Here is a 14,832-nt window from a genome sequence, read left to right on the forward strand (position 1 = left end):
AGCAGGCCGACGCCTTCGCCCCAGCCGGTGCCGTTGGCGGTGGAGGAGAACGCCTTGCAGCGGCCGTCGGGTGACAACGCCCGCTGCCGACTGAATTCGACGAAGGTCAACGGGGTGGCCATGACGGTGACGCCACCGGCTAGCGCCAGCGAGCATTCGCCGTTCCGGAGCGACTGTGCGGCGAGGTGGATCGCGACGAGCGAGGACGAGCACGCGGTGTCCACGGTCACCGCCGGGCCCTCGAACCCGAACGTGTAGGCCACCCGACCGGTGGCGACGCTTCCGGCGCTGCCGTTGCCGATGTAGCCCTCGAAGCCGTCCGGCGCGTTCAGATGCAGACGTGAGCCGTAGTCGTTGTACATGACACCGGCGAACACACCTGTTCGGCTCCCCCGTACGGACGCCGCGTCGATCCCGGCCCGCTCGAAGGCCTCCCAGGCGGTCTCCAGGAGCAGCCGTTGTTGCGGATCGGTGGCCAGTGCCTCGCGCGGGCTGATGCCGAAGAACTCCGGATCGAACCGCGCCGCGTCGTACAGGAATCCACCCTGGCGGGTGTAGCTGGTGTTCGAGCGTTGCAGGTCGGGGTCGTACAGAGTCTCCAGATCCCAGCCGCGCTCGGTCGGGAACTCGCCGATGGCGTCGGTGCCTTCGGCGACCAGTCGCCACAGGTCCTCGGGCGTGCGCACGCCGCCCGGATAGCGGCAGCTCATTGCCACGATCGCGATCGGCTCGTCAGGGCTCACCGTCGTGCGGGTGGTCGAAGCGGGTACGCGTGCGCCGGGTCGGCCCGACAGCTCGCGACCGAGGTGGGCGGCCAGGGCGCTTGGCGTGGGATGGTCGAAGACGAGGGTGGCGGTCAGTCGCAGGCCCGTCGCCGCGCTCAGGCGATTGCGCAACTCGACCGCCGTGAGCGAGTCGAAGCCCAGGTCTTTGAAGGGGCGTTCGGCGTCCACCGTGTCCGGACTCGGATGGCCCAGCACCCCGGCCACCTGCCCGCGCACCAGTTCCAGAAGAGTGCGGGTCCGGTCGGCTGCGGCGAGTCCGGCGAGCCGCTCGGCCCAGGTCGAGGTGTTCGCAGACCCGCCGAGAGCGCCGGCCGCCTGTGTACGACGGCCGGAGGTTCGGATCAGGCCACGAAGGACGGCGGGAGTGCTCCCGGCCTCGGCCTGGGCGCGCAGCGCCCGGGAGTCGAAGTCGACCGGCACCACCGTCGGTTGGGTCAGGAGCAAGGTCCGGTCGAGCAGGCCCAGGCCGTGCGCCGTGCTCAACGGCGCGAGGCCGGAGCGCCGGATGCGGCTGCGATCGGTGGCGTCGAGCGTGTCGGTGATTGCGCTGTTTTCGGTCCAGAGTCCCCAGGCGAGTGAGGTGGCGGGTTGGTGGTGGGTGTGGCGGTGGTGGGCGAGGGCGTCGAGGAAGGTGTTGGCGGCGGCGTAGTTGGCTTGTCCGGGGTTGCCGAGGGTGCCGGCGATGGAGGAGTAGAGGAGGAAGTGGGTGAGGTCGTGGTGGTGGGTGAGTTGGTGGAGGTTCCAGGCGGCGTCGATCTTGGGGGGTAGGACGGTGTCGAGGTGTTCGTCGGTGAGTGTGGTGAGGGTGGCGTCGTGGGTGGTGCCGGCGGTGTGTACGACGGCGGTGAGCGGGTGCTCGGGGGGGATGGTGTCGAGGAGCGCGGCGAGTGCCGCATGGTCGGCGGCGTCGCACGCGGTGATGGTGATGTGTGCGCCGAGTGCGGTGAGTTCCTGGTGGAGTGCCGTGGCGCCGTCGGCATGCGGTCCGCTGCGGCTGGTCAACAGGAGGTGTTTGGCGCCGTGTTCGGTGATGAGGTGTCGCGCGACCAGGCTGCCGAGGGTGCCGGTGCCGCCGGTGATGAGGATGGTGCCGTTCGGGTCGAGCGGGCGTGCGATGGGTGCGTCGGGAGCCGGTGTCAGTCTGGTGAGCCGAGGGACGAGCACGGTGCCTTCGCGCAGGGCGACCTGTGGTTCGCCGGTGGCCAAGGCGGCAGCGAGTGCGGAGGCGGCGTGTTCGCCGTTCGCGTCGGCTTCGATGTCGACGAGGGTGAACCGGTCCGGATGCTCCGCCTGTGCGGTTCGGACGAGGCCCCACTGGGCGGCGGCGGCCAGGCTGTGGATGTCCGCGTCGGCCGTGGTGGCGACGGCGCTCCGGGTGACCAGGACGAGGCGGCTGTCGGCGAGACGGTCCTCCGCGAGCCAGTCCCGGACCAGCGTGAGCGTGTCGCGAGTGGTGGCGCGTACGCCCGCCGGTGTGTCCTCGGATGGCTCGATGGCCGCGACGACGGTGTCGGGGACCGGGCCGGCCTCGGACAGCCCCTCCAGGAGTGCCGCGAGTGTGGGCCGGATCGCCTCCGCCGTCGCGGCGAGCGGGTGGGTCCCGGCCGCGAGCAGGGTCCAGGACGCGGCGGGCGCGTCGGTCGGAAGGCCGACGGCGGGACTCCAGACGACGTGGTGCAGGTGGCTTCCGGTGGTGTGTCCGGTGAGCAACTGCCGGGTGACGGTGGGCCGGAGGGTGAGGGCGTCGATGGTGGCGACGGGAGTGCCGGCGGGGTCGGTCAGGGTGAGCTTCGCGGTGTGCTCGGCCGTGGTCGTCACCTGTACGCGCAGTGTGGTCGCACCGCTCGCGTGCAGGCGGGCGCCCGTCCAGGCGAACGGGAGCGGGATGCGCTCGGGGTCGTCGGCGAGTGCGGTCAGGGCGAGCGCGTGCAGCGCCGCGTCCAGGAGCGCGGGGTGCAGGCCGAATCCGTCCGGGGTGACGCCGTCCGGCAGAGCCACCTCGGCGTACAGGTCGGCACCGGACCGCCAGGCGGCCCGCAGCCCCTGGAACACGGGCCCGTAGGACAGCCCGTGTGTGGCGAGGAAGGCGTACGAGTCGGCGAGGTCGATCGGCGTCGCGCGCTCGGGCGGCCACACCTCGTGCCGCTCGACCGGGTCGCGCGGATCCGCCGCCCCGCCGGCCGCGAGTGGGCTTGCCGTGAGCGTGCCGACGGCGTGCCGCGTCCAGGCTTCGGCGTGGTCGGCCGGGAGGCCGGGTTCCGCGTCGTGTTCGCTTCGCGAGTGGATCGTGATCGGTCGGCGGCCGGTCTCGTCCGGGCCGCCCACCGCGATCTGGATCAACACGCCGGCACTCTCGGGAAGCACGAGCGGGGATTCGAGCGTGAGGTCCTCCACGACGTCGAGTCCGACATGGTCGCCGGCCCGGATCGCCAGGTCGACGAACGCGGCCCCGGGCAACAGGGGCGTGTCCAGGATCGCGTGATCGGCCAGCCACGGCTGCGTGCGCAGCGACAGGCGGCCGGTGAACAGCAGCCCGTCGCCGTCCGCGGGGGCGATCGCGGCCCCCAGCAGCGCGTGTCCGGCGGTGTACAGACCGGCGGACGTCACATCGCCGGCGCCGGCCGGCGCCGCCAGCCAGTACCGCTCGTGCTGGAACGGATACGTGGGAAGCCCGACGGCGGACTCGCCGGGCGTGAGCAGCGAAGTCCAGTCCGGTAGTCCGTCGAGCAGACGGGCGTGCGCGACGGCGGTGGTGAACGTGTCCGGCTCGACGTGCTTGCGGCGCAGAGTCGGGATGAACACGGACTCCCGACCGGCCGAGGACTCCTCCGCGTGCCGGAGGTCGTCGATCGTCTCCTGCGCGAGGGTGGTGAGGGTGGTGTCGGGTCCGAGTTCGATGTAGGTGGTGACGTTTTTGTGGTGGAGGGTGGTGATGCCGTCGTGGAAGCGGACGGTGTGGCGGATGTGGTTGGTCCAGTAGGTGGGGTCGGTGAGTTGTTCGGTGGTGGCGATGGTGGCGGTGGTGTCGGAGACGATCGGGGTGTGTGGCGCGTGGTAGGTCAGGGAGGCGGCGATCTCCCGGAACTCGTCCAGCACCGCATCCATGTGGGGTGAGTGGAACGCGTGGCTGACCTTGAGTTCCTTGGTCTTGTGACCGGCCGCACGGGCTTGTCCGGCGATGTGCAGGCACGCGCCGTGGTCGCCCGAGACGACCGTGGCCCGAGGCGCGTTGTGGGCGGCGATCGAGACCAGGGCCTCGTGTCCGGCGAGCAGTTCGGCCAACTCGCTCGGCGCGGCGTCGATCGCGATCATCGTGCCGAGCGTGGGTGCGCTCTGCATGAGGCGGGCTCGTGTGGTGACGAGGGTGGCGGCGTCGGGGAGGGTGAGGACTCCGGCGAGGTGTGCGGCGGTGAGTTCGCCGATGGAGTGGCCGATGAGGTAGTCGGGTGTGATGCCGTGGTGGGTCAGTAGGTGGTGGAGTGCGGTTTGTAGGGCGAAGAGTGCGGGTTGGGTGTAGCGGGTCTGGTTGAGGAGTTCGGGGTGGTGGTCGATCACGTCGCGGAGCGGTCGGTCCAGGTGGGGGTCGAGGTGGGCGACGGCTTCGTCGAAGGCTTCGGCGAACACGGGGTGGGCGGCGCGAAGTTCGGTGCCCATGCCGGGGCGTTGGCTGCCCTGACCGGTGTACATGAACGCCGTCGCGCCCTTGCCCGGCAGGTACCGGCTTCGCACGACCGAGGCTCCGGTGCGGTCTTCCGCGAGACCGAGCAGGCCGGTCAGGAAGCCGTCCCGATCGCCGGCCACGACGGCCGCCCGGTGCTCGAAGGTGGTCCTCCCGGTCGCCAACGCCCGTGCCACGGCCGCCACATCGGCCTCCGCGTTCGCCTCGACGTGGGCGTGCAACCGGCGCGCCTGATCGCGCAGCGCGTGCGGAGTACGGGCCGAGAGCACCCACGGGACCGGTCGCGGCGCGATGTCGGCGGCAGTACTCCCGGCGGTCGTGGTCGCCGCCTGTCCGGTGGTCGCCGCAACCGGGCCGGTGCCGGGGGTGCTGTCGGACTCGGAGGTGGTGCCGGGGGCGCTGTCGGACTCGGAGTTGGTCCCGGTGCCGTCCCCGGGTTCGGGCCCGGCCGGCTCCGCGACGGCCTGCTCGATGATCACGTGGGCGTTGGTGCCGCTGATCCCGAACGACGAGACGCCGGCCCGGCGCGGGTGGCCGGTATCGGGCCACGGTTCGGCCTCGGTCAGCAGGGTGACCGCGCCGGCGGTCCAGTCCACGTGCGGTGACGGCTCGTCCACGTGCAACGTCTTGGGCAGCAGGCCGTGCCGGATCGCCTCGACCATCTTGATCACGCCCGCGACGCCCGCCGCCGCCTGGGTGTGGCCGATGTTCGACTTGATCGAGCCGAGCCGCAGCGGCAGTTTCGCGGGCCGATCGACGCCGTACGCCTCCAGCAGCGCGTGTGCCTCGATCGGGTCGCCGAGCCTGGTCCCGGTACCGTGGGCCTCCACCGCGTCGACCTGATCCGGCGTCAGTCCGGCGTCGGCCAGCGCCTGGCGGATCACCCGCTGCTGGGACGGCCCGTTGGGGGCGGTCAGTTGGCTGCTGGCGCCGTCCTGGTTCACCGCGGAGCCGCGCAGCACCGCCAGCACCGGGTGCCCGTTGCGCCGGGCGTCCGACAGCCGTTCCAGCAGCAGCAGTCCGGCACCCTCGCTCCAGCCGGTGCCGTCCGCGGCGGACGCGAACGCCTTGCAGCGGCCGTCGGCGGCGAGGCCGCGCTGCCGGCTGAATTCGACGAACGTCGCCGGGGTGGCCATCACGGTGACCCCGCCCGCCAGTGCGAGCGAGCATTCCCCCTGCCGCAGCGCGTGCGCCGCCAGGTGCAGTGCGACCAACGACGACGAGCACGCGGTGTCCACGGTGACGGCGGGGCCTTCGAGGCCGAAGGTGTAGGACACCCGGCCGGACGCGATGCTGCCCGCGCTGCCCGCGACCAGGTAACCCTCGAAGCCCTCCGGAACGTTCGCGTGCAGCCGCGACCCGTAGTCGTTGTACATCACGCCCGCGAACACGCCGGTACGGCTGCCGCGCAGCGAGGTCGGCTCGATCCCGGCACGCTCGAACGCCTCCCACGCGGTCTCCAGCAGCAGCCGGTGTTGCGGGTCGGTGGCGAGCGCCTCGCGCGGACTGATCCCGAAGAACTCCGGGTCGAACCCGTCCGCGTCGTACAGGAAACCGCCCCGGTTCGTGTACGAGCTGCCGACCCGATCCGGGTCCGCGTCGTACAGCCCGTCCAGGTCCCAGCCGCGCTCGGTCGGGAAATCGCCGATGGCATCGGTGCCTTCGGCCACCAGCCGCCACAGGTCCTCCGGGGTCCGGACGCCCCCGGGGTAGCGGCAGCTCATCGCGACGATCGCGATCGGCTCCTGCGCCTTGGTCTCAAGCTCCTGGAGCCGACGCCGTGCCTGGCGCAGGTCGGTGGTCGCGCGCTTGAGGTAGTCGCGAAGCTTCTGCTCGTTCGTGGTCGTCATGCGAAGTCAGCCCCCTCGAGGCAGCCAGTGGTCGTGGGACGGGTCGGCGCGGGTCTGTTCAGAGTTCGTTGTCCAAGGCCTCGAACAGCTCGTCGTCCGTCGCCGAGGCGAGGTCGTCGTCGGCGCCGTCGCCTGTGCGCGTGGTGCCGTTCCAGGTGCGGAGCAGGGTTTGCAGCCGGCCCGTGACCGCCGAATGGTGGTCGAACCCGGTCCCGCCGGCGGCGGTCAGCGAGGCGAACACGGTGTTCAGTCGGTCCAGTTCGGCCAGCAGCGCATCGGCTGCACCGGCCGACTGCGGGGTCGGCGCGAGTCGGGTGCGCAGGTAGCCGGAGAGCGCGTGGATGGTCGGGTGGTCGAAGACCAGCGTGGTCGGCAGCCGCAACCCGGTCGCGCCGCCGAGGCGGTTGCGGAATTCGACGGCGATGAGGGAGTCGAAGCCCAGGTCGAGGAATCCTCGCCCGGCGTCGATCGTGTCGGGCGTGGGATGTCCGAGTACGGCGGCGGCCTCGGCTCGGACGAGATCGAGCAGCAACCGCGCCTGCTCGGGCTCGGCCAAACCGGCGAGCCGTGCCCGAAGGGCCGTCGGATCGTTGCCCTCGGCCTCGCGCCGGGCTCGTCCGGCCGGTACGCGGACCAGACCGCGCAGGATGGCGGGGGTCGTCCCGGCGCTCGCCAGGGCGCGCAGCGCGCCAGGGTCCAGGCGGGCGGGTACAGCCGTCGAGTGGCCGGTACGCAAGGCGGCGTCGAACAGGCCGAGCCCCTCCTCGGTGGACATCGGGACGATCCCGACCCGGGACATGCGACCGAGGTCGGCGGCGTCGAGGTGGCCGGTCATCGCGCTGTGCTCGGCCCACAGCCCCCAGCCGAGCGAGGTGGCGGGAAGCCCGCGCGCCCGGCGGTGCTGGGCCAGCGCGTCCAGGAAGGCGTTGGCCGCCGAGTAGTTGCCCTGGCCGGCGGTGCCCAGCGTCGCGGTCACCGACGAGTACAGGACGAAATGGGTGAGGTCGAGGTCGCGGGTGAGTTCGTGCAGGTACCAGGCGCCGTCCACCTTGGGCCGCAGGACCGCGTCGACGTGCTCGTCGGTGAGCGCGGCCAGGGTGGCGTCCCGTACGGTGCCGGCGGCGTGCACGACGGCGGTCAGGGGGTGCTCGGCGGGGATCGTGCGCAACAGGGCGGCCAGGGCCGCGCGGTCGGCCGTGTCGCACGCGGCGATGGTGATCCGTACGCTCGGCGAGCCGAGTTCGGCGGCGAGTTCGGCGGCGCCGTCGGCGTCCGGGCCGCGGCGGCCGGCCAACAGCAGGTGCCGGACTCCGTATTCGGTGATCAGATGCCGGGCGATAAGCCGACCCAGGGCGCCGGTACCACCGGTGATCAGCACCGTCCCGCCGGCGGACGGCGGCGTGACGTGCCCTGACCCGACCGCGCCGGAGCGCACCAGTCGGGGTACCAGTACCGCTCCCGCACGCACCGCGAGCTGCGGCTCGCCGGAGGCCAACGCCGCGCCGAACGCGAGCCGGGAGGCTTCGTGCCCGTCGAGGTCGATCAGCACGAATCGATCCGGGTGCTCGGTCTGCGCCGTGCGGACCAGGCCCCATTGCGCGGCGGCGGCCAGATTGTGCGGATCCTCGTCGGCATGGGCGGCGACGGCGTCGCGGGTGACCAGGACCAGGCGGGTGTCGGCCAGACGGTCGTCGGCCGACCAGGCCTGGAGCAGTGCCAGGGTGTCCCGGGTGGTGGCGTGCACGCTCGCCGCCCGGTCGCCGACGTGCGAGACGATCACCGCGACCACGGTCGCCGGGGCGGGTGTGTGCCGATCCAGGCTGTCCAGGAGCGCCGCGAGGTCGGGGTGGATCGCCGCCGCCTCCGTGCCGAGCGGGTCGGTCTCCGGCGCCAGCAGCGTCCAGCCGGAATCGCTCGCGTCGCCCACCTCGGCCGCGCGCCTCCACTCGACGTGGTGGAGATGTTCGTCGCTCGCGGGCCGCGCGGTGTACGGGCGCAGCGCAAGGGTGTCGATCGTGGCGACGGGCTTGTCGTCGGCGTCGGTGAGGGTGAGCGCGGCGGTGTTCCCGACGGTCGTGAGCCGGACCCGAAGGGTGCTCGGACCGGGCCCACCCGTCCGGTGCAGGCGAGCCCCGGTCCAGGTGAACGGGAGTGGCACGCGGTCGGGTTCGTCGGCGAGCGCGGCGAAGGCGAGCGGGTGCAGCGCGGCGTCCAGGAGGGCCGGGTGCAGGCCGAAGCCGGCGGGCTCGACCTCCTCGGGCAGGCGTACCTCCGCGTAGAGGTGGTCGTCGCCCAGCCGCCACACCGCGTGCAGCCCCTGGAAGGCGGGCCCGTACCCGAGACCGGCGGCGCCGAGCGTGTCGTACAGCGCGTCGACGTCCACGGCGGTGGCCCCCGCCGGCGGCCAGGCCGAGGAGATGCCCTCGCCCGCCGATTCGGGTTCGTCGACGTCCCACGAGGTGACCACCCCGGACGCGTGCACGGTCCACGCCTGGCCGTCGTCACCACCCGCCTCGGACTGCTCGGGCCGGGAGTGGATGGTCACCGTACGCCGGTCCGAGTCGTCCGCCTCGCCCACCGTGACCTGGATCTGCACGCTCCCGGTGTCCGGCAGCACGAGCGGCGCGTGCAGCGTCAACTCCTCGACGCCGTCGTGGCCGAAGTGCTCGGCGACGTGCAGGGCGAGGTCGATGAAGGCGGTGCCGGGGAGGAGGGTGGTGTCGAGGACGGTGTGGTCGGTGAGCCAGGGGTGGGTGGTGCGGGAGAGGCGTCCGGTGAGGATGAGTCCGTCGTTGTCGGCGAGGGGGAGTGCGGCGGCGAGGAGCGGGTGGTCGCTCGCGTCCAGCCCGGCGGCGGCGACGTCGGTATCCGCCCGCGCCTGGAGCCAGTACGGCTCGTGCTGGAACGCGTATGTGGGCAGATCCTCGACGATCGGGCCGTCGGCGTCGAGCACGGCGCCCCAAACCGGGGTGCTCGTGCCCAGCCGGGCCTGTGTGACGGCGGTGAGCAGGACCGGGGCTTCCGGCTGCTTGCGGCGCAGAGTCGGGATGAAGACGGACGACGCCTCCTCGGCGGGGTCGGCCGAGCGCAGGCCTTCGACGGTCTCCCGGGCGAGGGTGGTGAGGGTGGTGTCGGGTCCGAGTTCGATGTAGGTGGTGACGTTTTTGTGGTGGAGGGTGGTGATGCCGTCGTGGAAGCGGACGGCGCGGCGGATGTGCTCGGTCCAGTAGGTGGGGTCGGTGAGTTGCCCGGTGGTGGCGATGGTGCCGGTGGTGTCGGAGACGATCGGGGTATGCGGTGCGTGATACGTCAGCGATGCCGCGACGTCCCGGAACTCGTCCAGCACCGGGTCCATGTGGGGTGAGTGGAATGCGTGGCTGACCTTGAGTTCCTTGGTCTTGTGACCGGTTGCCCGGGCTTGTTCGGCGATGTGGAGGCAGAGTTCGCGGTCGCCGGAGATCACGGTGGCCCGGGGTGCGTTGTGCGCGGCGATGGAGACGAGGTGTTGGTGTCCGTCGAGGAGTTCGGCCAGTTCGTCCGGGGCGGCGGTGATGGCGATCATGGTGCCGCCGGTGGGCGCGGTTTGCATGAGGCGGGCTCGGGCCGTGACGAGGGTGGCGGCGTCGGGGAGGGTGAGGACTCCGGCGAGGTGTGCGGCGGTGAGTTCGCCGATGGAGTGGCCGATGAGGTAGTCGGGTGTGATGCCGTGGTGGGCGAGCAGGTGGTGGAGTGCGGTTTGTAGGGCGAAGAGGGCGGGTTGGGTGTAGCGGGTCTGGTTGAGGAGTTCGGGGTGGTGGTCGATCACGTCGCGGAGCGGTCGGTCCAGGTGGGGGTCCAGGTGGGCGACGGCTTCGTCGAAGGCTTCGGCGAACACGGGGTGGGCGGCGCGAAGTTCGGTGCCCATGCCGGGGCGTTGGCTGCCCTGCCCGGTGTACATGAACGCGGTCCCGCCGAGGCCGCCGACGTGTCGGCTCCGGACCGTCGTCGGGCCGGTCCGACCCTGGGTGAGGGCGGTGAGGCCGGTCAGGAAGTCCTGGTGAGCGGCGCCGATCACGGCCGCGCGGTGGTCGAAGGTGGTCCGTCGCGTGGCCAGGGTGCGCGCGATCGTGGCCGGGTCGGCGTCGGGCCGCGCGGTGACGTACGCGTGCAGCCGCTCGGCCTGATCGCGGAGCGCTTGCGGGCTGCGTGCGCTCAGTACCCACGGGACGGGGCGGGCATCGCCGGCCGCGGTGGTCGGATCGGCCGCCGGTGCCGTGTCGGGTTCGACGGTGGGTGCCTGCTCGATGATGAGGTGGGCGTTGGTGCCGCTGATGCCGAAGGAGGAGACGCCGGCGCGGCGGGGGTGGTCGGTGTCGGGCCACGGTTCGGCCTCGGTGAGCAGGGTGACCGCGCCTGCGGTCCAGTCGACGTGTGGTGACGGCTCGTCGACGTGCAGCGTCTTGGGCAGTATGCCGTGCCGCATGGCGAGGACCATCTTGATCACACCGGCGACGCCGGCGGCGGCCTGGGTGTGGCCGATGTTGGATTTCAACGAGCCGAGGTAGAGGGGGAGTTCGGCGGCTCGGTCCTGGCCGTAGGTGGCGAGCAGTGCCTGTGCCTCGATCGGGTCGCCGAGTTTCGTACCCGTGCCGTGGGCCTCCACCGCGTCCACCTGATTCGCCGTCAGACCGGCACTGGCGAGGGCCTGCCGGATCACCCGTTGTTGGGAGGGGCCGTTGGGTGCGGTGAGTCCGTTGCTGGCGCCGTCCTGGTTGACGGCGGAGCCGCGCAGGACGGCGAGGACGGGGTGGCCGTTGCGTTCGGCGTCGGAGAGCCGCTCCAGCAACAACAATCCGGCACCCTCGCTCCAGCCCGCGCCGTCGGCCGACGCGGAGAAGGACTTGCATCGGCCGTCCGGGGCCATCCCGCGCTGGCGGCTGAACTCGATGAACACGTTGGGCGTCGCCATCACGGTCACGCCGCCGGCGAGCGCGAGCGTGCATTCGCCCTGCCGCAGGGCCTGCGCGGCCAGGTGCAGTGCGACCAGCGACGACGAGCACGCGGTGTCCACGCTGACCGCGGGGCCCTCCAGGCCGAAGGTGTAGGAGACCCGGCCGGACGCGACGCTGCCCGCGCTGCCGTTGCCGAGGTAGCCCTCGAACCCTTCCGGCGCCCGACTCAGCAGTCGGGACCCGTAGTCGTTGTACATCACGCCGGTGAACACGCCGGTACGGCTGCCGCGCAGCGAGGTCGGCTCGATCCCGGCGCGCTCGAACGCCTCCCACGCGGTCTCCAGCAGCAGTCGCTGCTGCGGGTCGGTGGCGAGCGCCTCGCGCGGACTGATCCCGAAGAAGTCGGGATCGAATCCCTCGGCGTCGTACAGGAATCCGCCCTCGCGGGCGTAGGACCGACCGGCCCGCGTGGGATCCGGGTCGTACAGCCCGTCCAGGTCCCAGCCGCGTCCGGTGGGGAAGCCGCCGATCACGTCCTTGCCGGCGACGACCAGGTCCCACAGATCGTTCGGGGTACGGACGCCGCCCGGGTAGCGGCAGCTCATCGCCACGATGACGATCGGATCGTCGTCCGCCGCCCGGACCGGCCCGATCGAGCCGGCCGCCGTGTCGCCGTCCGGTACGCCCAGGACCTCCGAGCGCAGGAATCCGGCGAGCGCGGCGGGCGTCGGGTAGTCGAAGATCAGGGTCGCGGGCAGTCGTACGCCGGTCGTGCCGGTGAGCCGATTGCGCAGTTCGACGGCCGTCAGCGAGTCGAAGCCCAGCTCCTTGAACGTGCGCTCGGTGTCCACGACTTCGGACGTGGTGTGACCCAGCACGACGGCCACACCGGAGCGGATCGCGTCGAGCAGCTCGCTCTCGCGGCGTTCGACGGGCAGGGCCGCCAGCCGTTCGGCCCAGGTGCCGGCCGCGGTCGCCGTCGGATCCGCCACCCGCCGGGCCGGGACGCGCACCAGGCCACGCAGTACGGCGGGGATCGGCCCGGCGACCGCGCGGGCGCGCAGCGCGGCCGGGTCCAGGCGGGCGGGCACGGCCGTCGGGCGGCCGGTCCGCAGGGCGGCGTCGAACAGGCCCAGCCCCTCGTCGGTCGCCAACGGCACGACACCGCCGCGGGACATCCTGGCCAGATCGGCCCCGTCCAGGTGTCCGGTCATTCCGCTGCTCTCGGCCCACAGGCCCCAGGCGAGGGACGTGGCGGGCAGGCCCCGCGCGTGGCGGTGCTCGGCCAGCGCGTCGAGGAACGCGTTCGCGGCCGTGTAGTTGCCCTGTCCGGCGTTGCCGAGCGTCGCGGTGACGGAGGAGTAGAGGACGAAGTGGGCGAGGTCGTGGTCGCGGGTGAGTTCGTGCAGGTACCAGGCGGCGTCGATCTTGGGCCGCAGGACGCTGTCGAGATGTTCGCCCGTGAGGCCCGTGACGACCGCGTCGCGCAACGTGCCGGCGGTGTGGACGACGGCGGTGAGGGGGTGGTCGCCGGGGATGCCGCCGAGGAGTTCGGCGAGTGCGGTGCGGTCGGCGGTGTCGCATGCGGTGATGGTGATCTGTGCGCCGAGAGCGCTGAGTTCCTGCCGGAGCGTTGCGGCGCCGTCGGCTTCGGGTCCGCTGCGGCTGGCCAACAGAACGTGTTTGGCGCCGTGTTCGGTGATGAGGTGTCGTGCGGCGAGGCGGCCGAGGGTGCCGGTGCCACCGGTGATCAGGACGGTGCCGTTCGGGTCGAGCGGGCGGGCGGTCCGAGCCTGGGCGGCCTCGTCGTTCGCTCGTACCAACCGGGGAAGGAACACGCCGCCTTCGCGCAGGGCGAGCTGTGGCTCGCCGGAGCCCAGCGCAGACCCGATCGCCGCCACGGAGGAGGCGTGGCCGTCCGTGTCGATCAGTACGAAGCGGTCCGGGTACTCCGCCTGGGCGGTGCGGAGCAGGCCCCACAGCGGCGCGCCGGCCAGGCCGGGCACCTCCTCGCCCACCTTCGCGGCGACCGCGCGATGTGTCAGCACGGCGAATCGGGAGGCCTCGAACCGTGCGTCGGCGAGCCAGGCTTGCACCACGCGCAGTACGTGCCGGGTGCCGGCGTGGGCCTGTGCGATCGGATCCGGCGGAGCGGATTCCGAGGCGGGCACCGTGATCAGCACGACGTCCGGTACGCCGGACCCGGCCTCGACGGCGGCGTGCAACTCGGGCCAATCGGCGTACGTAGTCCCGACCACGGCGGGGCGGTGGGCGAGAGCGGCAGGGTCGGTGAACGCGGTGAGAATCGCCACCGTCGGTGCGGTCTCGGTGGTGAGTGGCGTCGGGACCCAGTCGAGGTGATGGAGCGAACCGCCGCGGCCCGTGCCGGTCGTGGCCAGGCCGCCGTCCGGGATCGGGCGCAGGGCCAACGAGTCGACGGACAGGACCGGTTCACCCGTGGTGTCGGTCACGGAGAGGGCGAGGGCGTCGGGCCCGGCGGGGGCCAGGTGGACGCGGAGCGTGTCGGCACCCGTGGCGAGCAGGCGCACACCTCGGAAGGAAAACGGCAACCTCGGCCCACCGGGCGACCCCGGCCCGGTGTCGAGTCCCGCGTGCAGCGCGGCGTCCAGGAGCGCCGGATGGATCCCGAACGCGGCAGCGCCATCCCGTTGTTCGGCAGCGAGGGTGACCTCGGCGAAGCGTTCGTCGCCGACCCGCCAGGCGGCCCGGACACCCTGGAAGACCGGGCCGTATCCGTACCCGACGGCGGCCAGCGCGGCATACAACTCGTCGGCGTCGATGGCGGTCGCGTGCTCGGGAGGCCACGGCGCCGAGGCGGAGGACCCGGTGCGCGCGGCGACGTCCGGAGCCGCGAGGGTGCCGGCGGCGTGTCGGGTCCAGGGTTGGTCGGCGTTCGGGTCGTCGGTGCGGGAGTGGATGGTGATGGTGCGCCGGCCGGTCTCGTCCGGGGCGGTGAGCGCGACTTGAAGCCGGACGGCCCCGCCGCCGTGAATGATCAGCGGGCTTTCGAGGGTGAGTTCCTCGATGGCGGGCGCGCCGGTGGTCTCGGCGGCGTGCAGCGCGAGATCGACGAACGCGGTGCCGGGCAGCAGAACCGTGTCCAGGACGGCGTGGTCCGCGAGCCACGGGTGGGTTCGCAGCGAGATCCGGCCGGAGAGGAACCGGACGCCGGATTCGGCGAGTTCGACCGTGGCACCGAGGAACGGGTGCCCGGACGCGCTGAGTCCGGCGGTGGCGACGTCGGTGCTCCGGGTGCGCACGTCCAGCCAGTAGGACCGACGCTGGAAGGCGTAGGTGGGGAGCGCGGGGTCGTGGTCGGTGTGGTCGGCCGGCGGGATGTGTGAGGTCAGTGCGTGGTTGGTGCCGTGGGTGTGGAGGGTTGCGAGGCTGGTGGTGAAGTGGTGGTGGGTGCCTTGGTCGCGGCGGAGGGTTTCCACGACATGGACGTTGGGGTCGTTGGTCGTGTCGCCAATGGGGTGGGTGAGGACGGGGTGGGGGCTGGTTTCGATGTAGGTGTGGTGGCCGGTGGTGGTGAGTTGTTCGATGGTGGGTTGGAGGAGGACGGG

General features: G+C 72.3%; 2 protein-coding genes and 2 pseudogenes. All 4 read right to left on the minus strand.

What is annotated here, in order from left to right; genetic code table 11:
* Nucleotides 1-6,314 (minus strand): SDR family NAD(P)-dependent oxidoreductase (locus ACWCPW_RS50445; RefSeq protein ID WP_449768413.1); only part of this gene is annotated, 6,314 nt, incomplete at its 3' end.
* Between the two features lie 58 nt (nucleotides 6,315-6,372).
* Complete coding sequence (locus ACWCPW_RS50450; protein ID WP_449768414.1) at nucleotides 6,373-8,910, minus strand: type I polyketide synthase; 2,538 nt, start codon at nucleotides 8,908-8,910, stop codon at nucleotides 6,373-6,375.
* Nucleotides 8,902-13,392: pseudogene (locus tag ACWCPW_RS50455) on the minus strand (type I polyketide synthase); the annotation flags it as partial. The gene ACWCPW_RS50450 and the pseudogene ACWCPW_RS50455, both read right to left, overlap by 9 nt.
* 261 nt (nucleotides 13,393-13,653) lie before the next feature.
* Nucleotides 13,654-14,703, minus strand: a pseudogene (locus tag ACWCPW_RS50460) (polyketide synthase dehydratase domain-containing protein); the annotation flags it as partial.
* Nucleotides 14,704-14,832 lie beyond the last annotated feature (129 nt).

The sequence above is a fragment of the Embleya sp. NPDC001921 genome, from assembly GCF_053594475.1.